The sequence below is a fragment of the Sphingobium limneticum genome (genome assembly GCF_008710155.1).
Taxonomy (GTDB): Bacteria; Pseudomonadota; Alphaproteobacteria; order Sphingomonadales; family Sphingomonadaceae; genus Sphingobium; species Sphingobium limneticum.
In genome coordinates, this window is record NZ_VYPZ01000025.1 from 27,692 (window position 1) to 48,460 (window position 20,769).

18 protein-coding genes and 1 tRNA gene are annotated in these 20,769 nt (G+C 64.6%); 6 read left to right on the top strand and 13 right to left on the bottom strand.

All coding sequences use genetic code 11. From position 1 onward, the window contains the following. Positions 1 to 27 precede the first annotated feature (27 nt). The 3 genes from fusA to rpsL all read right to left on the bottom strand — a co-directional run bounded on the left by fusA (position 28) and on the right by rpsL (position 3,135). Complete coding sequence (gene fusA / locus F4U94_RS19515; protein ID WP_120250996.1) at positions 28 to 2,121, bottom strand: elongation factor G; 2,094 nt, start codon at positions 2,119 to 2,121, stop codon at positions 28 to 30. 158 nt (positions 2,122 to 2,279) lie between these two features. After that, positions 2,280 to 2,750: a 30S ribosomal protein S7 gene (gene rpsG / locus F4U94_RS19520; RefSeq protein ID WP_120250997.1), complete on the bottom strand. Its 471-nt coding sequence runs from the start codon at positions 2,748 to 2,750 to the stop codon at positions 2,280 to 2,282. Between the two features lie 13 nt (positions 2,751 to 2,763). Further along, a complete protein-coding gene (gene rpsL / locus F4U94_RS19525; protein WP_004208728.1) occupies positions 2,764 to 3,135 on the bottom strand; it encodes a 30S ribosomal protein S12 in 372 nt (123 codons plus the stop codon). Positions 3,136 to 3,627: 492 nt separating this feature from the next. On the opposite strand from rpsL, the gene F4U94_RS19530 reads away from it, so the two are divergent. Beyond that, complete coding sequence (locus tag F4U94_RS19530; protein ID WP_120250998.1) at positions 3,628 to 4,797, top strand: M23 family metallopeptidase; 1,170 nt, start codon at positions 3,628 to 3,630, stop codon at positions 4,795 to 4,797. Further along, on the top strand, positions 4,778 to 5,155 hold the full coding sequence (locus F4U94_RS19535) for a bactofilin family protein (protein ID WP_172598784.1): 378 nt from the start codon (positions 4,778 to 4,780) through the stop codon (positions 5,153 to 5,155). Before F4U94_RS19530 ends, F4U94_RS19535 begins: the two co-directional genes overlap by 20 nt. 188 nt (positions 5,156 to 5,343) lie before the next feature. On the opposite strand, the gene F4U94_RS19540 is transcribed toward F4U94_RS19535, so the two are convergent. From F4U94_RS19540 to F4U94_RS19550, 3 genes are read right to left on the bottom strand one after another with little or no spacing between them, the layout of a single operon-like run. Next, positions 5,344 to 6,852, bottom strand: a complete 1,509-nt coding sequence (locus tag F4U94_RS19540) for a YifB family Mg chelatase-like AAA ATPase (RefSeq protein ID WP_120251000.1) — start codon at positions 6,850 to 6,852, stop codon at positions 5,344 to 5,346. 21 nt (positions 6,853 to 6,873) lie between these two features. Continuing rightward, positions 6,874 to 7,557 (bottom strand): RlmE family RNA methyltransferase, encoded by a 684-nt coding sequence (locus tag F4U94_RS19545; RefSeq protein WP_120251001.1) that lies wholly within the window; start codon positions 7,555 to 7,557, stop codon positions 6,874 to 6,876. Next, positions 7,554 to 8,675 (bottom strand): Ppx/GppA phosphatase family protein, encoded by a 1,122-nt coding sequence (locus tag F4U94_RS19550; RefSeq protein WP_120251002.1) that lies wholly within the window; start codon positions 8,673 to 8,675, stop codon positions 7,554 to 7,556. The genes F4U94_RS19545 and F4U94_RS19550 overlap by 4 nt, the downstream gene beginning before the upstream one ends. Before the next feature lie 331 nt (positions 8,676 to 9,006). Here F4U94_RS19550 and F4U94_RS19555 point away from each other — a divergent pair, with 331 nt between their 5' ends. After that, positions 9,007 to 12,504: an autotransporter domain-containing protein gene (locus tag F4U94_RS19555; protein ID WP_120251003.1), complete on the top strand. Its 3,498-nt coding sequence runs from the start codon at positions 9,007 to 9,009 to the stop codon at positions 12,502 to 12,504. Between the two features lie 177 nt (positions 12,505 to 12,681). On the opposite strand, the gene F4U94_RS19560 is transcribed toward F4U94_RS19555, so the two are convergent. The 5 genes from F4U94_RS19560 to yajC form a co-directional block, all read right to left on the bottom strand. Next, positions 12,682 to 14,106 (bottom strand): M20/M25/M40 family metallo-hydrolase, encoded by a 1,425-nt coding sequence (locus F4U94_RS19560; protein ID WP_150412157.1) that lies wholly within the window; start codon positions 14,104 to 14,106, stop codon positions 12,682 to 12,684. A 180-nt stretch (positions 14,107 to 14,286) separates the two neighbouring features. Further along, the gene (locus F4U94_RS19565; protein WP_331852624.1) at positions 14,287 to 14,682 is read right to left on the bottom strand and encodes an Mth938-like domain-containing protein; all 396 of its coding nucleotides are present in this window, start codon (positions 14,680 to 14,682) and stop codon (positions 14,287 to 14,289) included. Then, positions 14,679 to 15,668 (bottom strand): protein translocase subunit SecF, encoded by a 990-nt coding sequence (secF, locus tag F4U94_RS19570; RefSeq protein ID WP_120251004.1) that lies wholly within the window; start codon positions 15,666 to 15,668, stop codon positions 14,679 to 14,681. The genes F4U94_RS19565 and secF overlap by 4 nt, the downstream gene beginning before the upstream one ends. A gap of 21 nt (positions 15,669 to 15,689) precedes the next feature. Continuing rightward, the gene (gene secD, locus F4U94_RS19575; protein ID WP_120251005.1) at positions 15,690 to 17,288 is read right to left on the bottom strand and encodes a protein translocase subunit SecD; all 1,599 of its coding nucleotides are present in this window, start codon (positions 17,286 to 17,288) and stop codon (positions 15,690 to 15,692) included. Positions 17,289 to 17,296: 8 nt separating this feature from the next. Then, positions 17,297 to 17,632, bottom strand: a complete 336-nt coding sequence (gene yajC / locus F4U94_RS19580) for a preprotein translocase subunit YajC (protein ID WP_120251006.1) — start codon at positions 17,630 to 17,632, stop codon at positions 17,297 to 17,299. A gap of 184 nt (positions 17,633 to 17,816) precedes the next feature. On the opposite strand from yajC, the gene F4U94_RS19585 reads away from it, so the two are divergent. The 3 genes from F4U94_RS19585 to F4U94_RS19595 all read left to right on the top strand — a co-directional run bounded on the left by F4U94_RS19585 (position 17,817) and on the right by F4U94_RS19595 (position 18,909). Continuing rightward, positions 17,817 to 17,893 (top strand) — tRNA-Pro (locus tag F4U94_RS19585). A gap of 194 nt (positions 17,894 to 18,087) precedes the next feature. Then, on the top strand, positions 18,088 to 18,627 hold the full coding sequence (locus tag F4U94_RS19590; protein ID WP_120251007.1) for a glycoside hydrolase family 108 protein: 540 nt from the start codon (positions 18,088 to 18,090) through the stop codon (positions 18,625 to 18,627). A gap of 12 nt (positions 18,628 to 18,639) precedes the next feature. After that, positions 18,640 to 18,909: a 3TM-type holin gene (locus tag F4U94_RS19595; RefSeq protein WP_120251008.1), complete on the top strand. Its 270-nt coding sequence runs from the start codon at positions 18,640 to 18,642 to the stop codon at positions 18,907 to 18,909. Between the two features lie 42 nt (positions 18,910 to 18,951). Here the strand turns inward: F4U94_RS19595 and F4U94_RS19600 are convergent, their stop codons facing one another. Both F4U94_RS19600 and F4U94_RS19605 read right to left on the bottom strand, forming a co-directional pair. Continuing rightward, a complete protein-coding gene (locus tag F4U94_RS19600; RefSeq protein ID WP_120251009.1) occupies positions 18,952 to 19,776 on the bottom strand; it encodes a hypothetical protein in 825 nt (274 codons plus the stop codon). Between the two features lie 79 nt (positions 19,777 to 19,855). After that, positions 19,856 to 20,728 carry a LysR family transcriptional regulator gene (locus F4U94_RS19605; protein WP_120251010.1) on the bottom strand — a complete coding sequence of 291 codons (873 nt, stop codon included), beginning with the start codon at positions 20,726 to 20,728 and terminating at the stop codon, positions 19,856 to 19,858. Positions 20,729 to 20,769 lie beyond the last annotated feature (41 nt).

Below are 20,769 nucleotides of genomic sequence, written 5' to 3' on the forward strand. Positions count from 1 at the left end.
CTTGCACGGCTCGGCCCGGGAAAATCATCAGGCCATCTTCGCCTTGACTTCATCCGCCACATTCTGCGGCACTTCGTCATAGTGCGAGAAGGTCATCGAGTAATTCGCACGCCCCTGGGTGAAGGAGCGCAGCGAGTTCACATAGCCGAACATGTTCGCCAGCGGCACCATGGCCTCGACGATCTGTGCGTTGCCGCGCGTGTCGGTGCCCTGGATCTGGCCACGACGGCTGTTCATGTCGCCGATGACGTCGCCCAGATATTCCTCCGGGGTCACGACTTCGACCTTCATGACCGGTTCGAGCAGGGTGATGCCCGACTTCTGCGCCGCTTCGCGCATCGCGGCGCGGGCACAGATTTCGAACGCCAGCGCCGACGAGTCGACGTCATGATAGGCGCCGTCATACAGCACGATCTCGAAATCGATGATCGGGAAGCCGATCAGCGAACCGGTCGCTGCCGTTTCGCGGAAGCCCTTCTCGATCGCGGGGATATATTCCTTGGGAATATTGCCGCCCTTGATCTCATCCTTGAACAGGATGCCCGCACCGCGCTCGCCCGGCGTCAGCTTCACCTTGACGCGGCCGAACTGGCCGGTGCCGCCCGACTGCTTCTTGTGGGTGTAGTCGATGTCGACCGGCTTCTTGAGATATTCGCGATAGGCCACCTGCGGCGCACCGACATTCGCCTCGACCTTGAACTCGCGCTTCATGCGGTCGACCAGGATTTCGAGGTGAAGTTCGCCCATGCCCTTGATGATGGTCTGGCCCGATTCGTGATCGGTCGACACGCGGAACGAAGGATCTTCGGCAGCCAGACGATTGAGCGCGACGCCCATCTTTTCCTGGTCAGCCTTGGTCTTGGGTTCCACCGACAGTTCGATGACCGGCTCGGGGAATTCCATCCGTTCCAGAATGATCGGCTGGCGCTCGGCGCACAGCGTATCACCGGTGGTGGTTTCCTTCATGCCGGCCAGCGCAACGATGTCGCCGGCATAGGCCGCATCGATATCTTCACGGCTGTTGGCATGCATCAGCAGCATGCGGCCGATCTTTTCCTTCTTGTCCTTGACCGAGTTCAGGTACGTGCCCTTGGTCAGGGTGCCCGAATAGACGCGCAGGAAGGTCAGCGAGCCGACGAAGGGATCGTTCATGATCTTGAACGCCAGGCCCGAGAAGGGCGCGTCGTCCGCGGTCGCACGGCTGTCAGGTTCGTCGGTGTCGGGATTGATGCCCTGCACGTCTTCGATGTCGAGCGGCGAAGGCAGATAATCGACGACCGCGTCGAGCAGGGGCTGGACGCCCTTGTTCTTGAACGCCGAACCACACAGCACCGGCACGAAGGCCTGACCCAGCGTACCCTTGCGGATCAGCTTCTTGAGGGTCGCGACGTCGGGCTCATTACCTTCCAGATAGGCTTCCATCGCCTCGTCGTCCTGTTCGACGGCGAGCTCGATCAGCTTTTCGCGATATTCGGCAGCCTTGTCAGCCAGGTCGGCCGGAATTTCCTCATAGGAGAATTCGGCGCCCAGGCTTTCATCCTTCCAGATGATCGCACGGTTTTCGACCAGATCGACCAGGCCCTTGAAATCGGCTTCGGCGCCGATGGGCAGGTACAGGACGGCCGGGGTCGCGCCCAGGCGATCGATGATCGTCTGTACGCAATAATAGAAGTTGGCACCGGTGCGGTCGAGCTTGTTGATGAAGCACATCCGCGGAACCTTGTACTTGTCCGCCTGGCGCCACACGGTTTCCGACTGCGGCTCAACGCCGGCAACGCCGTCGAACGCGGCAACCGCGCCGTCGAGCACGCGCAGCGAACGTTCGACTTCGATGGTGAAGTCGACGTGGCCGGGGGTGTCGATGATGTTCAGGCGATGCTCGGGGCCCTTGCCCTCTGCAGCCTTCCACACGCACGTCGTCGCAGCCGACGTGATGGTGATACCACGCTCCTGCTCCTGCTCCATCCAGTCCATGGTCGCGGCGCCGTCATGGACTTCGCCGATCTTGTAGGACTTGCCGGTATAGTAAAGGATACGCTCGGTCGTGGTGGTCTTGCCGGCGTCGATATGCGCCATGATACCGAAGTTACGATAATGTTCGAGCGGATGGCTGCGGGCCATGATGCTTCTCCGTTGCCGGCGCACCGGCGGTGAGGGGATTCGTTTTTCTGCGCGTGGCCCCTAAACCAATCCGTTCGCCATGGGTAGCCACCCATGGCGAACGGACCGATTTTGAGTGCCGAATGTCGAAACGGGCACCTTGCGGCGCCCGTCCGATATTACCAGCGGTAGTGCGAGAAGGCGCGGTTCGCTTCCGCCATGCGGTGCGTGTCTTCGCGCTTCTTCACGGCATTGCCGCGGTTGTTGGCGGCGTCCAGCAGCTCACCCGAAAGGCGCGCGGCCATCGTGGTTTCGCTGCGGTTGCGCGCGGCAGTGATCAGCCAGCGAATCGCCAGGGCCTGCGAACGTTCGGGGCGAACTTCGACAGGCACCTGATAGGTCGCACCGCCGACGCGGCGGCTGCGGACTTCGATGCCGGGCTTGATGTTGTTCAGCGCATCATGGAACAGACCGATCGGATCCTTCTTGGCGCGGGTCTCGACAGTGTCGAGGGCACCATAGACGATCGATTCCGCAACGGCCTTCTTGCCGTCCTGCATGATGCTGTTCATGAACTTCGACAGCACGATATCACCGAACTTGGGATCGGGCAGGATGATGCGCTTTTCGGGGCGACGACGACGTGACATATTCTAGTCTCCCTTACTTCGGACGCTTCGCGCCGTACTTCGAACGGCTCTGCTTACGATCCTTGACGCCCTGGGTATCCAGAACGCCGCGCAGTACGTGGTAACGCACACCGGGAAGATCGCGTACGCGGCCGCCACGGATCAGCACAACGCTGTGCTCCTGAAGGTTGTGGCCTTCACCCGGAATGTAGGTGATGACTTCGCGCTGGTTGACCAGACGCACCTTCGCCACCTTACGAAGCGCCGAGTTCGGCTTCTTCGGGGTCGTCGTGTAGACGCGGGTACAAACGCCGCGCTTCTGCGGGTTCGCATCCATTGCAGGGACCTTGGACTTGGTCTTCTGCAGCTCGCGGCCCTTGCGGACCAGCTGATTGATTGTTGGCATGAAGCCCTTCACCTTTTTCAGTTACTTTACCTGGACGTCCCCGCGTTTTGCACCGTCCAGACGAAAGATTCGACCAAACGGCAAAGGCCCCGGTGGGCATAAGCCCCCTGGAGCCGCAAGAGCACCCGGCAATGTTCAGCTCTAAAAAGTGCCCAGAGAAAGGACGGAAAGAGAGCGAGTCTCCCCACGTCCGGGCCGCTGGGCAGCCGCGCCTATAGCGATGCACGCCGATCCGGTCAAGCAAGGCGCCTGGCTCACCGGCGCAGCGCCTTCATTCCTGTCGCTCGAAACGCTTCGGGAAGTGAAAAATACTGTCATTCGGACGGAACCAACGCACGCGATCCTCGTTTCGTCCCATTCAAACTTCGACTCGTCACGAGTCCGCAATGGCGGATTCGCGCGCAGTGCAAAGCTTTGCTACCGGCCCCGGCGGGCAAAAGAAGCATGGTTTAGAGTCGCGGGGTCGCATTGTCGCATCAGAAGAAGACGGGAATGGCCGGCCTCCGGGACCGGATCAGCGCCCTCTGCCCTGAGCGGGAGATTTTCCTGCGCTCCGGTGGCCAGGTCAAATTCATCCGTATCTCCCGCCGCGCGCAATTAGCCGCAGCGGGCCTGCTGTCCGCCGCGCTGATCGGCTGGGCCGGCGTCACCGTCTCCATGTTCGCCAGCAGCGCCTCAGTCGAGCAGCAGCGCGCCGCGCTCGCCCGGCAAGGCAAGTCGGTCGCCAGCGCCGCCAGCAAGGTGGAAGGCTATCGCCAGTCGGTCGAGGAACTGGCGCAGGATCTGAAGACCCGCCAGGACTTCATGGACGATCTCTACAAGACGCATTTCGGGGCGGAGGACGGCAATGCCGCCGGCGCCGATCTGGTCGGGGAAGAGAAGAACGCGGACAAGAGCGACAAGGCGGAACAGCTCAACACCAAGATCAGCATGGCGCCCGAAGCCGCGCCGCTGGTGAAGCTGGAGCAGCGCCAGCGCCGCTTCGCCCTGCTGCTGACCCATGCGGTCGAGCGCCGCGCCGACAAGGCCGCCGCCGCCATCCGCAGCTTCGGCCTCAATCCCGACACGCTCGCCCGCAGCGCCGCCCGCGCGCAAGGTGGTCCCTTCGTCCCCTGGAAGGGCGACAAGGGCGCGATGACCGGCGAACTGGAAGATCTTGCCGACGCCATGTCGCGCATGGAATTTCTGGAGCGCAGCCTGCTCACCATCCCCTCGGGCCAGCCCACCGGTTCACCGATGCTGACCAGCAGCTACGGCTATCGCCGCGACCCGTTCAACGGCCATGCCGCCTTCCATGCCGGCCTCGACTTTCCCGGTCGCTACGGCCAGCCGATCAACGCCGCCGCCGATGGCAAGGTCAGCTATGTCGGTCAGCGCCAGGGCTATGGCAATGTGGTCGAGGTCGAACATGGCAACGGCATCATGACCCGCTATGCCCACCTGTCCGGCTTTGCGAGCCGCGTGGGTCAGAAGATCGCGCGCGGCGACACGATCGGCCGCATGGGCTCGACCGGCCGCTCGACCGGCACTCATCTGCATTTCGAGGTTCGGCTGAACGGCCAGGCCGTCAATCCCCGCCCCTTTCTGGAGGCCCGCAAAGATGTTCTCCAAGTCCAGCAAATCGCCACGGCCCGTTTCGCCGATGTCCGCGACCGGGGGTAAGTCCATCCCCTTCTCGCTGATCGGCGGCGACGTCACCATCGCCGGCAATCTGACCGCGAGCGTGGACCTGCATGTCGATGGCGCGATCGAGGGCGACATCAGCTGCGCCGCATTGGTGCAGGGACCGGACAGCCGAATCACCGGCCATGTGACGGCGCAGAGCGCCCGCCTTGCGGGGCTGGTCGATGGGTCGATAACGGCGGGCGAACTGGTGGTGGAAAGCAGCGCCCGGATCACCGGCGACGTCGTCTACGAACGGATCACGATCGAACCGGGCAGCCGCGTAGAAGGCCGCTTCCGCCCCAAGGACAGCGACGCACCCGCGACCGAGTTGAAGCTGATCACCAGCGACAGCTGAATGGACATAATGGCGGGTATGGGTGGTTTTTTGCCTGCCCCTCCCGCTGGCGGGAGGGGCAGCGAGACTTACGCGCGCAGCGCGTTAGTCGCAGCGGGGTGGGCTGTCGCGACGTCCAGCCCACCCCCTAGCCCCCTCCCGCAAGCGGGATGGGGAACTATCCGCTTCCGCTCGGCAACCGCCCTTCCTCAATTGACCGGCGTCCGCCGCCGGTAACTCAACGCCTCGGCCACATGCACGCGCCCCACCCGCTCGGCCCCGGCGAGATCGGCGATCGTGCGCGCCACCCGCAGCACGCGGGTATAGCCGCGCGCCGACAGCTTCATCGCGGCGGCCGCCTGTGCCAGCAATTGCCGTCCGGCCTCGTCCGGCCCGGCGACTTCCTCCAGCCGTTCGCCATCCACCTCGGCGTTGGTGCGCGTCTTGCTCCCGGCATAGCGCACCGTCTGAACGCTCCGCGCCGCCGCGACCCGCGCCGCAACCTCGGCCGATCCTTCGGCGGGCGGCGGCAGCACCAGATCGGCGGCCGTCACCGCCTGCACCTCGACATGCAGGTCGATGCGATCCAATAATGGCCCCGACACCTTCGCTTGATAATCCGCCGCACAGCGCGGCGCGCGCGAACAGGCCAGCGCCGGATCGCTCAGATGCCCGCAACGGCAGGGATTCATCGCCGCGATCAACTGCACCCGCGCCGGGAAGGTCACATGCGCATTGGCCCGCGCCACCGTCACTTCACCCGTTTCCAGCGGCTGGCGCAGCGAATCGAGCACCGTGCGCTGAAATTCCGGTAGCTCATCCAGGAACAGCACGCCCAGATGCGCCATGCTGACCTCGCCCGGCCGGGCTTTCAGGCCCCCGCCGACCAACGCCGCCATCGACGCACTATGATGCGGGCTGCGATAGGGCCGTGCCCGGCTGATCCGCCCGCCCTCCAGCGTCCCGGCGACGCTCGCCACCATGGAGCTTTCCAGCGCCTCGGACGGCGTCATGTCGGGGAGGATACCCGGCAGGCAACTCGCCATCAGCGACTTGCCCGCGCCCGGCGGCCCGACCATCAGCAGATTATGGCCACCCGCCGCCGCAATCTCCAGCGCGCGCTTGGCGACCTCCTGGCCCTTCACCTGTTTCAGATCCACCGTGCGCACCGGCGCATCGACCGCGCCCGGCTGCGGCGGCGACAGCGCCGACGTCCCCTTGAAATGATTGAGCAGGCTCAGCAGATCGGGCGCGGCGACCACCTCCACCTCGCCAGCCCAGGCGGCTTCTGCCCCCTGCGCGACCGGACAGACCAGGCCCTTGTCCTGTTCGCCGGCATGGAGCGCGGCCAGCAGCACGCCGGGTGACGGCGCGGTCCGCCCGTCCAGCCCCAGTTCGCCCACGACCACATAGCCCGACAGCGTCTCGGCATCGATCACGCCCATCGCACCCAGCAAGGCCAGCGCTATGGGCAGGTCGAAATGCGATCCTTCCTTGGGCAGGTCGGCGGGCGAGAGGTTTACCGTGATGCGCTTGGGCGGCAGCGACAGACCGATCGCGGCGATGGCATTGCGCACCCGCTCGCGGCTTTCGGCCACCGCCTTGTCGGGCAGGCCGACGAGGATGAAGTTGGGCAGGCCCGGCACCAGCTGACACTGCACCTCCACGGCGCGTGCCTCCAGCCCCAGATAGGCGACCGTCGAAACCGTTGCGACCAAATGCCCCCCGCTATGCTCTTCTCAGGTTGGATCGGTACCTTCGTCCGGTCGCCCCTTGAACCCCTGTGCCACGACATACCATTCGACGCTGCCCTTGCGGCTGGCCGGCGGCTTGGCATGCTTGATCGTCGTGAAATTCTTCTTGAGCAGGACCAGCAATTCGCCATCCGTGCCGCCCGCAAACACCTTGGCGACGAAGGTGCCGCCCTTGCGCAGATTTTCCACCGCGAACCAGGCCGCCGCCTCGACCAGCCCCATGGTGCGCAAGTGATCGGTTGCGGCATGGCCGACCGTATTGGCCGCCATGTCGGAAATGATCAGGTCCGGCTCCTGCCCCAGCGCCTCACGCAGCACATCGGGCGCCTTGTCGTCCATGAAGTCCATTTCGAACAAAGTGACGCCGGCAATCGGATCAACCGGCAGCAGGTCGATGCCGACCACGGCGGCCTTCGGCGCCATTTTCCGCACCACCTGCGCCCATCCGCCCGGCGCGACGCCAAGGTCGACGACCGCCTTCGATCCCTTCACGAAATGGAATTTCTCGTCCAGTTCTATCAGCTTGAAGGCGGCGCGGCTGCGCCACCCTTCCGCCTTCGCCTTGCGGACATAGGGATCGTTCAGATGCCGCTCCAGCCAGCGCACCGACTGCGCCGTACGGCCCTTGGCGGTCTTGACCCGCACCTTGCCGACACCAGACCCTCTCACATCACTCTCCCGTCGCGGTCCATCAGCCCGCGTAAAATACCCTCTCTGATACCGCGGTCAGCGACGCCAAGTCGCTCCGCCGGCCAGATATCGAGGATCGATTCCAAAATGGCGCAGCCCGCCACCACCAGATCGGCCCGTTCGGTCCCGATGCAGGGCAGTTTCTGCCGTTCCGCCAGGTTCATGCCGGACAAGCGATCCGAAATCGCCCGCATCGATTCGCACGGCACGATCAGGCCGTCGATCGCCTGCCGGTCGTACCGCGGCAGGCCCAGATGCAGGCTGGCCAGCGTCGTCACCGTGCCCGACGTGCCGAGCAGCCGAATATCCTGCGCATCCTTGGGCAGGCGACGGGCCAGGGGCGAGAACGCCTCCGCCACGCGCGCGCGCATTCGTTCATAGGCAGCCAGCCGGTCGGCGGCATTGCCATGGTCGAACGCCTCGCTCTCCGTCAGCGACACCACGCCCCAGGGCGCGCTCACCCAATCGACGATACGCGGCGCGCCGGTTGTGCCGTGCGAATCGACCAGCACCAGCTCCGTCGATCCCCCGCCAATATCGAAGATCAGCGCCGGCCCTTCGCCCGGCTCCAGCAGCGCATGACAGCCCAGCACCGCCAGCCGCGCTTCTTCCTGCGCGCTGATGATGTCGAGCGCGATGCCGGTTTCCTTATACACCCGCTGGATGAATTCCGCGCCGTTGGACGCGCGGCGGCAGGCCTCGGTCGCGACCGATCGCGCCAGCGTCACATGACGGCGGCGCAGCTTGTCGGCGCAGACGGAGAGCGCCGCAATGGCCCGGTCGATCGCCGCGTCGCTGATCCGGCCAGTGGCGGCCAGCCCCTCGCCCAGACGCACGATACGCGAAAAGGCATCGACGACGATGAAGCCGTCGGCGGACGGCTTGGCGATCAGCAGGCGGCAATTATTGGTGCCGAGGTCAATCGCGGCATAGGATCGACGGTCGCGCGCACCATGGGGCGAAAGGCCCCGCTGTACCGGCGGGGGCGGAATGGCCGCAGCCTTGCTCCCATTGCCCGGACCGGAACGGGCGCGCTTGCCCGCATAACGGCCGGCCGGGCCGGAACTCTGCGGCGATGGGCGGCTCTGCTGCACCATGCCGTAACTCACTTCTGCTTATCGCCAGCCCCCAAAGCGGAGCCGGAACTTGACTCCATGCTTAGGCAGATATGCCGCGATACGCAAGCGACCCGCCGGCCGGGTGGTCCGGCGTAACGACCGACCGTCGTCCAAAGACATCAGATGCGCGGAGCAAGTTTCGTTACGAACATATAATGAATGACAATCATCGTTAGTAATGCATTAATATCGTACAAATCAGTCAGGAATGTGACCTTTTTGAAACAAGTCCAGACTTTCTTCATACGACTGATTGTCTTGGGCATTTCAGTTGACTAGCCTCCCCCTTGGTCTTTGGGGAGTTTATAACATGCACATTCGCAAGAATGGCGCGGGCCTGTTGGCGCGCGCCGGTCGCTCGGCCCTTCTCGCTTCCGCAGCCATAGCGGCTCTCAGCATCGCACCTGTCGCACAGGCCGTCGTGCCGGCCGACGACAAGACTCCCGCGGACATTCTCGACAGTGGCGTGAACGGTGTCGGCATCATGTATCGCGACGATGGGTTCGTTTGCACCGGAACGCTCATCAACCCGCGCACCGTCATCTTCGCTGCCCATTGCGTCAATGATTACACATCGGCCGACTATAGCACCGTCAATGGCGGCACCCCGGTGGCCTTCGCCTTCGAAGCGAATGCCCGCCCCGGCGTGATCGACTGGATTTCGAACAATTACCGCACCAACACGGCGCTCAGCGTCTATAATGTCAACAACATCGCCTATAATCCGGACTCGCTCGACCCGCCGGCACTCAGCTTCCTCTATGGCGACGTCGCGATGGCGACGCTGGACACGCCCGCCGCCGACGTACCGACCTGGGCCGTCCTCTTCTCGGCCCTGCCCGCCCCCTCCTCGATCAGCGAGACGAGCGGCACCGGCTATCATGTGACCATCACCGGCTATGGCCGCAGCGGCAGCGGCACCACCGGCAACAGCTTCGGCATCGACTTCCGCCGCAAGACGGCCGAAAATTTCCTCGGCCTGCTCGGCTCGCTGGACGATGTGGATGCGTTCCTGTTCGGCGAAGCCGGCGGCTATTCGCAAAATCTCTATCACACCGATTTCGACGATCCGAAGCGAGAGAACCCCTTCGACTTCAACCTGTTCAAGGATGACGCCCTGCCCAATGAAGGCGCCACCGCCGGTGGCGATTCGGGCGGTCCGCTGATCCTGGACCAGGCGTTCAACGAAAAGACGGTGATCGGCGTCCTTTCGGGCGGCAGCCGCTATTTCCTCGAACAGCCCGCCAGTTCCTATGGCGGCTCGTCCTTCTACCAGCCGCTCTATCTCTTCTGGGACTGGATCGCCGAAAATAATCCCTATCGCTATGCCACCGCCAAGGCCGGCGACGGCAAATGGAGCGACGCTAGCCATTGGCTCACCGCACTCGACCCCAATTACCGGATTATCGACAATAGCGGCCGGCTGGTGAACGGCGTGCCGACGACAGCGGGCGCCGGTGCCTTTGGCGAGGATGGCACGCAGAAATTCGGCCAGCTTTGCTACCAGCCCGACGGCATCTGCTATGATGTCGGTACGGGCACGATCACCGTCGATGGCGTGCCGGTCGAGGCTGGCGATAGCGGCACCACCCCGGCCACCGCGACGGCCGCCGGCACCACGACCGTGTCCAACAGCAAGGGCAAGGTCGAAATCGCCGAGCGCAGCCCCAATGCGGAAGGCGCAACGCTGTCCAGCGGCGCCATTCGTGACGCGCAGGCCGTGGGCGATGTGACGGCCACCGTCCTGCCCAGCGCGACGCTGGCCAACGGCCTGCCCGGGGCGACGGGGTTCATCCCCAACAATATCGACCCGGCCGCCTCGCGGGGTGTCGTGGGCCGCTATTATGACGTGACGCTGCGCGCGGCCGGCAAGACCACGCTGGATACCGTCGCGACCGTCGATCGCTTCACCATTTCGGGCGCTGGATCGACACTGGATGTCACCGCCGCAGGATCGCTGACCAGCCTGATGGATATTACGCATCTGGCCGGCGTGGTGAATATCGACGGCAAGGTGCAAACCCAGGGCGACTATTTCCTGCTGTCCGGCCTGCTGTCGGGCAAGGGCACGCTGCGCGCGCCCTTCTTCACCAACGTCCTGGGCACCGTGGCCCCCGGCGGCATCGGCACGGTCGGTACGCTCAGCGTGGAGGGCAACGCCCTGCTCGCTTCGGGCAGCACGCTGCATATCGACCTGGGCGCCAATGGCGTGTCCGACGTTCTGGCGGTCAAGGCGACGCAATTCGTCGGGGCAGATAGCCAGGGCGCTGCCGGAACCCCGACCACCGGCGGCCAGAGTGGCGGCCAGCAGCAGCGTCAGGAACAACTGTCCGCAGCGGCCATCACCGCGGCGCAGGCCGACGGCGACTTGTCACGCCTAGCTATCGGCGATCCGATCGACGGTATCGCCGCCGTCGGCGGTCACGTCGTGTTCGGCGCAGCCACCGGCACGAAGCTTCGCTATGGCAACCGATATACGTTCGTGACGGCCCAAGGCGGCATCGACGGCACCTTCACCGCCCCGGCCCAATTGTCGGCGATCCTGAAGCCGGTGCTGATCTATGGCGACAACAGCGTCAGCGTGCGGATCGACGCCGGCCGCTATGCCGACGTGGTCAATCGCGCCGCGCCGAACCAGACCAGCTTTGCCCAGCTGCTCGACCAGAATCGTCCGCTCTATGCCAAATATGCCGCTCTCTATGGCGAGGCGGACCTGCTGAGCGTCGCGGGCATTCAGGCAAGCTTCGAAGCGATGGCGCCGCGCACCGAAACGCTCAAGACGTCGATGGCCGAAGTGCTCAACGACAATATGGCGCGCTTCTATCGCGATCGCCTGACCAAGCTGGACGGCGGTTCGCTCGGCGGCACGCTGACCATGACCGGTCAGCCGATCCAGCTGGCCACCGCAAGCCTCAACAATATCGACCTGGGCATGGACCAGAGCGGCAACAGCGACACCACCACGCGCGAAGGCGTGCTGCCCGACGATATGAGCGCCTTCCTGGCCGGTGGCTATATCGACGGCAAGGCGGCGCCGATGCGCACCGCCGTGCCGCTGGGCAGCGACCAGTTTAACGGCTGGTACGGCGCGCTGGGCGTCGAAAAGGCGTTCGGCGACAATGGTGTCATCGGACTTTCCGCCTCCTTCAGCGAATTGAAGGGCAATACCGGCGCCAATGACTGGGCACGCGCACGCCTGTATCAGGGCACCGTCTATGGCGCGTTCGACCTTGGCGGGTTGAAGCTGGATGCTGTCGGCAGCGCCGGTACGCTGGCCACGCGGTCGCGTCGGTCCTTCGCGGTCGGGGTTAACCCCTACACCCTCTATGGCAACGACCAGGAACTGGCGCTGTCGGGTGAAATGGGCCTCAGCAAGGCGCTGGGCAGCGAAACGTTCAGCATCGTGCCGCGCGCCTCTATCCGTGGCGCCTATATCAGCTCGGGGAACCTGGCTGAAACCGGCGGCGACGCGGCCCTGGTCATCAAGCGCCACGCCATCCGCAGCGCACAGGGTCGCCTGGGCGCCACGGTCAAGGCGGACAGCGGCGGCTTCAAGCCTTACCTGACCGCCAACTTCGTGCATGAATTCAACGACCAGCCAGCCTTCCTGCTGGCCAATCTGGTCGGCGGCACCGGCGGCCCGGCGCCCTTCGCGCTCGGCGGTTCGGACAAGAATTGGGGCGAAGTCGGCGGTGGCATCACGCTCACCACCGGCACCATCGACCTCACTCTCTCGGCCGACACCACCGTCTGGCGCCAGGACGTGAAATATCAGAGCTATCGCGCCGGCGTGAAGTTCCGCTTCTGATTCCAGCCCCAGCAAAAAGAAAAGGGCCGCCCGATGGGGCGGCCCTTTTCTTATATCGACAAGCCATGATGGGAATCGAAGGCTCTGCGTTCCCCGACGCCAGTCCTAAGCTCTGAGCTGGACCCCGGCCTGCGCCGGGGAACGGCCCAAATCACCTAGCTTCAAGGCATCTTGGTCCTACTGCGTGTACAGCTTCACCAGTCGGTAGAGGAACGCCCGCCCGTCCAGCAGCGATTTGACGCGGATACGTTCGTTGAGGCCATGGACGCCCTGCCCGTCCGGGTCGGCGAACATGCCCGACACACCATAGGTCGGGATACCCGCCGCATTGGTGAAGCGCCCGTCGGTCGCGCCGGTCGCCAGACGCGGGATCACCGGCACGCCCGGCCACATCTCCTTCGTCAGCGTCTCGATCGGCCCCATGATCTGCGGCGTCAGTTCCGGCGCGGAAGATTTGGGCTGCGGCGGATCGGCCAGCGTCACCTTGACCTTCGGATCGGCAGCGACGTCGCTGAGGCGCGCCAGCACGGACTCGACGCTCTCACCGGGAATGATGCGGCAATTGACGTTCGCCGTCACCGATTGCGGCTGGGCATTGGGCGCATGCCCGCCATTGATCAGCGTCGGGATGCAGGTGGTGCGCAAAGTCGCATTCCAGCTGCCGCTCTCCGCCGACACGGTCGCATAATCGGCGTCTGTCGCCTTACCCGTACCGATCGCCGCCATCGCCGCCGACACTTTGGTGGGATAGAGCGACGCCGACGCGCCGAAATAGGCTTTGGCCGCGGGGGTCAGATCGACCGGGAAATCATAATCGTTGATCCGGGCCAGCGCCGCCGCCATCCAGCCGATCGCATTGAAACGCGGGGTCTGGCGCGAGCTGTGGCCGCCCGGCGCGGTCGCGGTCAGGGTGAAGTCCTGATAGACCTTCTCGCCGGCCTGTACGCCTTGGCTGACCGGCTTGCCCGCCTCGTCCAGCGACCCGCCGCCGCCTTCGTTCAGCGCCCAACCCGCCTTCAGCGCATCGGGCCGGTTCTTCAGCAGATATTCGACGCCGTTCAGCGCCTTCTCCGTCTCCTCGCCGCAGGTCAGCGCCAGCTTGATCGTGCGCTTGGGTTTATAGCCTTCGGTCTTGTAACGGATCATCTGATCGGTGAAGGCCGCCGCCATCGCCTTGTCGTCCGACGTACCGCGACCGTAAAAATAGCCGCCCTCCTCGATCAGGGTGAAGGGATCGCGCTCCCAATCGGCGCGCTTGGCCGCGACTACGTCGATATGGGCGAGCAGCAGCACGGCCGGCAGCTTGGCATTGCTACCACGCAGGATCGCGGTCAGATTGCCTTCCTTGGGGTGCGCCGGATCGGTGACGATCGCGATGTCGCCGTCGGCATAGCCCGCCGCCTTCAATCGGGCGCCCATCCGCTCCGCCGCGACCGTGCAACTGCCATCCGGCCAGCTCGAATCAGTCTCCACCAGTTCCTTGTAAAGCGCGCGGAACGCCGGCTCGTCCCCCCGCGCCTGCGCATCCGGGGCCGCTGCATGCGCGCTGGTGGTGACGAGCAGCGCAGCGATCAGCGCGGCGGCGGGACGGTGAAATGCCATGAAAAAGCCCCCTTGGGTTCAGCAAGGGGGCGACTTTGATCAAAGCAGGGGAAGAGGGCAAGCACTGCCCGACAGAATAGTGCCTTCATGTTCCCCGGCGCAGGCCGGGGTCCAGATCAGACCTTGAATACTGGACCCCGGCTTGCGCCAGGGAACAGCGTCGTAACAGCCGCACCTGCGTTACAGCGGCAGCAAAGCCGCCACGATCTGCCGCTCTTCGGCGCGCAATACGCCCCAGGCGCGGGCGGCGGCGCGGCTGTCCATCGCCTCCACGCCCAGCCCCAACGCCTCGACCGCGCGGACGAAGGGACGCGGCGGCTGGCGCAATCCCGCGCCGGTGCCCAGCAACAGAAATTCCGGTCGGGGATCGGTGCCGAACAGGTCGCCCAGCGCCTCGATCGTCAGTGCATCGACCGACGTCGGCGCATCGGCCCAGGCCAGCGCCCGCACCGGACTGAGCAGCAGGCCGCCGGGAAACACATCGTCGCGCACCCGGAAGCCCCGGCCCTGAAAGCCGGTGACGATCGGCCCCTGCCCGCTATCGTCGCGGCGGAGCTTTATCCCGGAATCGCTCAGGGCTTGGCCCCGTCGTCGCGGGGGCCGACCCGCTCGGCGGTACCGGCATAGTCGCCCTTCTTGGCCGCCTTCTTTTCCGACGTCTGCGGGCTGAGGCCCAGCGAGATGAGGAGCGAAGACGACACATAGACCGACGAATAGGTGCCCACGATAATGCCCAGCATCATGGCGGCGGTGAAGCCGCGCAGCACATGGCCACCCAGCAACAGCAGCGCACCCAACGCCAGCAGGATCGTCACCGACGTCATCACCGTGCGCGGCAGCGTTTCGTTGACAGACAGGTCGATCAGCGACTTCATGTCCATCTTGCGATATTTGCGCATATTTTCGCGGATACGGTCGTCGATCACCATCTTGTCGTTGATCGAATAGCCCACGATCGTCAGCACGGCCGCGATGATGTTGAGGTCGAATTCCAGCTGGGTGATGGCAAAGAAGCCCAGCGTCATCAGCACGTCGTGGACGATCGCCACGAAGGTCGACACGCCGAACTGCCATTCGTAGCGGAACCAGCTGAACACCGCGATGCCCAGGATCGCCAGCACGACGGCCAGAACGCCATTCTGGATCAGCTCACCCGACACCTTGCCCGACACCGTGTCGTAGCGGGAGAAGGTGACTCCGGGGAATTCGGCTACCATCGCCTTGCGGGTCTTTTCCACGACGGCATTGGCCGCACCGGCACCGCCCTGTTCGGGCAGCGGCAAACGGATCTGCACCGTTTTGGGATCGCCGAACTGCTGGAGCGAGCTTTCGCCCACGCCCAGCGATCCGATGGTGGAGCGCACCTTGTCGGTCTCCACCGCCTGCGGGAATTTCGCCTCGATCATCAGGCCGCCGACGAAATCGACGCCGAGGTTCAGGCCCTTGTGCAGGGTGGCGCCGACCGCCAGCACCGTCAGCAGCGCAGTGAGGGCGAACGCCCATTTCCGCACGGCGACGAAGCCGATATTGGTGTTGTCGGGGACGAGCTTGAGAAGTTTCATGGGTGTGTCCTCCCGCCCCTCTTAAATGTGAATGTCGGTCGGACGGGTGCGACGCACCCAGTTCGCGACGACCATGCGGGTGAAGGTGACGGCGGTGAACACGCTGGTCGCGATGCCGATCAGCAGCACGATGGCGAAGCCCTTGACCGGCCCGGAGCCGAGCGCAAGCATGATGCCGCCAGCGATGGCGTGAGTCACGTTCGCCTCGAAAATGGTGCGGCTGGCTTCCTTGTAACCATGTTCGATCGACGCCACGACATTGCGGCCGCGTCGCCGCTCCTCACGGATACGCTCGTAGATCAGCACGTTCGCGTCGACGGCCGTACCGATGGTCAGCACGAACCCGGCGATGCCCGGCAATGTCAGCGTAGCGCCCAGCATGCCCATCACGCCCAGAATGACCAGCACGTTGATGGCGACAGCCAGATTCGCATACATGCCGAAACGGCCATAGCTCACGAACATGAACACAGCCACGGCGACCACGGCGACCACCGAAGCGATCAGGCCCGCGCGGATCGAGTCGGCGCCCAGGCCCGGCCCGACGGTGCGCTCTTCCACGACGACGAAGTTGACGGGCAGCTTGCCCGAGCGCAGCGCGATGGCCAGCTGGTTGGCGCTTTCCACGGTGAAGCTGCCGCTGACCTGCGCGCTGCCGCCCAGGATCGGCTCGTTGATATTGGGGGCCGACAGCACCTTGCCGTCCAGAATGATGGCGAAGGGGCGGTTGACATTCTGCGACGTCACCTGCCCGAATTTGCGGCCACCCGAACTGTTGAAGCGGATGTTGACGATCGCCTGGTTGCTCTGGTCATAACCCTGGGTCGCGTCGCTCAGATCCTCGCCCGACACCATCACCTGGCGCTTGACCGCGATGAACGGCACGCCCGACGGGTTGTTGACATAGGGCAGCACTTCGCTGCCCACAGGGGCACGACCCTGCGCCACTTCGGCCGGGTTGGCGGTCGTATCGACCAGCTTGAATTCCAGCTTGGCGGTCTGGCCCAGCAGCGCCTTCAGCGCCTTGGGATCTTGCAGCCCCGGCACCTGCACGACGATACGATTGTCGCCCTGCTGCTGGATCGTGGGTTCGCGCGTGCCCATTTCGTCGATGCGGCGGCGAATGACTTCGGTCGAAACCTCCATCGCGCTCTTGACCGCATTCTTGATGCCGGCATCGGTCGGCGTGATGGTGATGGTGGAGCTGTTCACCACCTCGACATTGAAGTCGCGCTGGCCGGTCAGGCCCGCGCCCTGCGTCAACGGGCGGATGCGCTCGACGGCGGCATCGACCTGGCTCGGCTCACGGACCATGAAGCTGAGCTTCCCGTCGCGGCTCGAAATGTCACCGATCGCGATCTTGGGATCGCCCCGGCGCAATTCGGTGCGAACCTGCTCTTCCATGTTGGTCAGGCGCTGCTTGGCGACATCCTGGGTCGACGCTTCGAGCAGCAGATGGCTGCCGCCCGACAGGTCGAGGCCAAGATTCACGCGCGTCTGCATGAAGCGGGGCAGGTGCGCGACGGTGGCGTCGGGCAGGAAGCTGGGGATGGCGCACAAGACGCCGATCGCCAGCGGCAGGATGATCGCGGCGATCGCCCAGCGCGAGAAGTTCAGCATGGAGGGACTCAGTCGTTCGCAGGCTTGGCGGCGGTCGGGTCGATCACTTCAGTCAGGGTCGACTTGACCGCCTTGACCTTCATGCCCGGTGCCAGTTCGATGTCCGCGTAGATGTCGTCCACGCGTACGACCTTGCCGACCAGGCCGCCACCGGTGATGACCTGATCGCCCTTCTTCACGGCGTCGATCTTGGCCTTATGCTCCTTCATCTTCTTTTGCTGCGGACGGATCAGCAGGAAATAGAAGACCACGAAGATCAGGACCAGCGGCGCCATCTGCACCAGGATTCCGGCGCCGGAGGCTTGCCCGCCCGCGGTCTGGGCAAAGGCTGGGGTAATGAACATGGGTGGGACTGCCTTGTCTCTATCGGTCGCACACGCCCTGTCGGCATGCACGGATCAAGGGCCGGCGGCTAACATAGATGGGGGGCAAGAGGCAATATGATTAGGGATTCGGGCAAAGTGTGAAAAGAGGTGCGATTGAGCGCTTGCGCTTTTCTTTTCCGCCCCCTATTGGGCGCCCTCCGGTCGGGACGTAGCGCAGCCTGGTAGCGCATCACACTGGGGGTGTGGGGGTCGGAGGTTCGAATCCTCTCGTCCCGACCAAGATTTTCCGAAGTTAGCGGCCGTCCGGGGGACGGACGCGGGAAAATATCCCGAGCGCAAGCGCGGGATCCGCTGTTTTCAGCAATATCCTCTCCCTCTTCGTTAGTTTCAGCTGGTCGGGCAAAAAAGCGCCTGTCCTACAGCGAACCATATGGGATAAATGATTCGCCTCATTCCCGATATGGAGGCGACCCATGGATATTCACGACCTGATCGAAGAGGTCATCGCCCGCGAAGGCGGTTACAGCGATCATCCCGCCGACCGCGGCGGCCCCACCAATATGGGCATCACCCTGAAGGTCGCCCGTGCCAACGGCTATATGGGCGATATGAAGCTGCTGCCGCGCAGCGTCGCGGAAGCCATTTACCGCCGCCTTTACTGGGAACGGCCGGGCTACGCCTTCATCGCCGAAATGAGCTGGCCGATCGCCGCCGAACTGTTCGACACCGGCGTCAACATGGGCGTCGCGACCGCGACCGGCTTCCTTCAGCGCGCGCTGAACGCGCTCAATCGCAACCAGAAGGATTATCCCGACCTCAAGGTCGATCGTCAGGCCGGCGCCCGCACCTTCGCGGCATTGACCGCCTTTCGCGCCCTGCGCGGCGCGAGCGGGGACAAGATACTGCTCAAGGCGCTCGAAGCGCTTCAGGGCGAACGCTATGTCGCACTGGCGGAACAGCGTCCGGCGAACGAAGCCTTCCTCTATGGCTGGCTCGCCAACCGGATCGGTTAATGGAGACGCTTCATGCAACAGGATAGCGATGCCGAATCGGCCGACATCTGGACGCGGCGGGCCCGTCCCGCCTTCCTCTATGTCATGTATGCGCTACTGCTCTGGTCGCTCCCCATGGGGCTGATCGCCGGAGCACGGCCTGACATTGCGGCGGCGATCACGGCGGGGATGCGCGCCTATCTGAACGCCCTGCCCGAACCGCTCTATGCGCTCTTCGGCACCGGCTATCTGGGCTATACCGCTGCGCGCGCCTGGGGGAAGGCGAAGGGCGCGGAACGCTAGGCACGACCGGGCGGAGGACGCAGCCCCTCCGCCCGGCCTGCATCAGAAGCGGCGATGCGCCGCCGCGTCCACCGTGTCGCACATGCCGCGAAACCCATAGTCGCCGGTCCCCGCTATGCTGATCCGGCCGCCGATCCGATCGACCGTCAGGCGCGGCTTGTTCAGGCCGTTCAGCCGATATTCGCCGCTGATCCGGTCCGGCTGCATGGAGACATTATAGATATCCCACCAGCCATCCTCGCTGCCGCGCGAATGAATCGGCGGCACCAGCTTGCGCGGCAGTTTGATCCGCCCGCCGCCCGGCCAGAATTGCAGCATCACCGACGCATCGAACTGCTGCGCCGACAATTCGACGCGATTGTCGTAGACATAGCGTTTGCGATCATGGTCCCAGGTCCAGCCGGGATTATTGGCCACGGTCGGGCGCTGGCCGTCGCCAAAACAGACCAGGCCCAACTCTATCGCGCGCCCATCGACCATCGCTGCGCCCTCTCCGGCTGCGACCATGCTGGGGTCGCTCCGTTGCGGCCGTGCGCCGGCATGACCCAGATCAGGGTGATAGCCGCCATCCTGATGTGCCGGCGCCGCCTGCCCGCAATCGGGCGCTGGGGTCGCGACGATGGACTGATATCGGCCGTCGAAGGTCACCACGCTCAGACATTGATGCCGCTCGGCGTGCCACCAATAGCTCCATTTGCGATCGTCGCCGCTTTGCACACGCACGAACCGATAGCCGCGCGCCTGCAATTGCGTCTGGCCGCCCGCCCCCTTCGCGCCCACCAGATCGCGAACATCGTTTGGTGTCTCCGCCAGAGCGGGTGGAGCCAGAAGGCACGATATCAGGGCAAGCAAGCGGACGCGGGACATGTCGATGCTCCTTCACGATAAGGGACCATGATCGCAGAGGATCAAGACGGCGCGATGAACGCAAGTCTAGATTGCCGGTTCACACCGGGAAATGCGCCTTGATGAAGTCCAGCACGATCCGGGCGCGGGGCGGCAGGCGACGGCGCGACGGGTGCACCGCGAAAATATCCAGCGGGGCGATGACGCTGTCCGGCAACACCGGGACCAGTCGCCCCGCCGCCATGTCCCCCGCCACCCGGATCGCCGGCAGCAGCGCGATACCAAGGCCGCTCAACGCCGCGCGATGCACCGCCTCGCTATTGTCTGACCGGACCAGCCCCTCCACCAGCCGTTCCCGCCCGTCGATCGTCCAGCGCGCGGGCATATCGCCATAGGCATAGGCGATGCACTGATGCCCCGTCAGCGCGTCGGCCGACGTCGGCACGCCATGCGCGGCCAGATAGTCGGGATGCGCCACCAACCGCCGCGCCAACCGCCCCAGCGGATGCGCGACCAGACTATCGTCGCCGATCGGCCCAACCCGCACCGCCAGGTCCAGCCGGTCCTCCACCACGTCGCGCTGCCAATCGGTCATGGCGCAGTCGATCTGCAAGCCGGGATAGCGCCGCCCCAGTTCGCCCAACCGCTCCACATAATGGAGGCCCAGCGCCGTCGTCAGCCCGATCCGTACCAGACCATGCGGCTGGTCCCGCTCCGGCCCGAAATCCGCCTCCGCCAGGTCGAGCGCATCCAGCATGGTCCGGGCATGGACCAGCAACTGGTCGGCGTCCGCCGTCGGCACCAGCCGCCGCGTCGTGCGATGGAATAGCCGCACGCCAAAATGCGCCTCCACCATGTCCAGCCGCCGGGCGACGGTCGTGTGGCTGGCATGGATTTCCCTCGCCACGCGCGAAAAGCTGGGCACTTCGACCAGCCGGATAAATGTTCGCAACGCGATCAACAGATCGGACATATGCACGACTCACGCACAGATATTGTGCGGCCAATCCTTAT

What these genes read in the sequence shown, in the direction of transcription:
- F4U94_RS19535 (WP_172598784.1), top strand. Translation starts at nt 4,778, where the DNA reads ATGTCCGCGACCGGGGGTAAGTCCATCCCCTTCTCGCTGATCGGCGGC.
- fusA (WP_120250996.1), bottom strand. Translation starts at nt 2,121, where the DNA reads ATGGCCCGCAGCCATCCGCTCGAACATTATCGTAACTTCGGTATCATG.
- F4U94_RS19560 (WP_150412157.1), bottom strand. Translation starts at nt 14,106, where the DNA reads ATGGCATTTCACCGTCCCGCCGCCGCGCTGATCGCTGCGCTGCTCGTC.
- secD (WP_120251005.1), bottom strand. Translation starts at nt 17,288, where the DNA reads ATGCTGAACTTCTCGCGCTGGGCGATCGCCGCGATCATCCTGCCGCTG.
- F4U94_RS19530 (WP_120250998.1), top strand. Translation starts at nt 3,628, where the DNA reads ATGGCCGGCCTCCGGGACCGGATCAGCGCCCTCTGCCCTGAGCGGGAG.
- F4U94_RS19590 (WP_120251007.1), top strand. Translation starts at nt 18,088, where the DNA reads ATGGATATTCACGACCTGATCGAAGAGGTCATCGCCCGCGAAGGCGGT.
- rpsG (WP_120250997.1), bottom strand. Translation starts at nt 2,750, where the DNA reads ATGTCACGTCGTCGTCGCCCCGAAAAGCGCATCATCCTGCCCGATCCC.
- F4U94_RS19555 (WP_120251003.1), top strand. Translation starts at nt 9,007, where the DNA reads ATGCACATTCGCAAGAATGGCGCGGGCCTGTTGGCGCGCGCCGGTCGC.
- F4U94_RS19550 (WP_120251002.1), bottom strand. Translation starts at nt 8,675, where the DNA reads ATGGTGCAGCAGAGCCGCCCATCGCCGCAGAGTTCCGGCCCGGCCGGC.
- yajC (WP_120251006.1), bottom strand. Translation starts at nt 17,632, where the DNA reads ATGTTCATTACCCCAGCCTTTGCCCAGACCGCGGGCGGGCAAGCCTCC.
- F4U94_RS19605 (WP_120251010.1), bottom strand. Translation starts at nt 20,728, where the DNA reads ATGTCCGATCTGTTGATCGCGTTGCGAACATTTATCCGGCTGGTCGAA.
- rpsL (WP_004208728.1), bottom strand. Translation starts at nt 3,135, where the DNA reads ATGCCAACAATCAATCAGCTGGTCCGCAAGGGCCGCGAGCTGCAGAAG.
- F4U94_RS19595 (WP_120251008.1), top strand. Translation starts at nt 18,640, where the DNA reads ATGCAACAGGATAGCGATGCCGAATCGGCCGACATCTGGACGCGGCGG.
- F4U94_RS19600 (WP_120251009.1), bottom strand. Translation starts at nt 19,776, where the DNA reads ATGTCCCGCGTCCGCTTGCTTGCCCTGATATCGTGCCTTCTGGCTCCA.
- secF (WP_120251004.1), bottom strand. Translation starts at nt 15,668, where the DNA reads ATGAAACTTCTCAAGCTCGTCCCCGACAACACCAATATCGGCTTCGTC.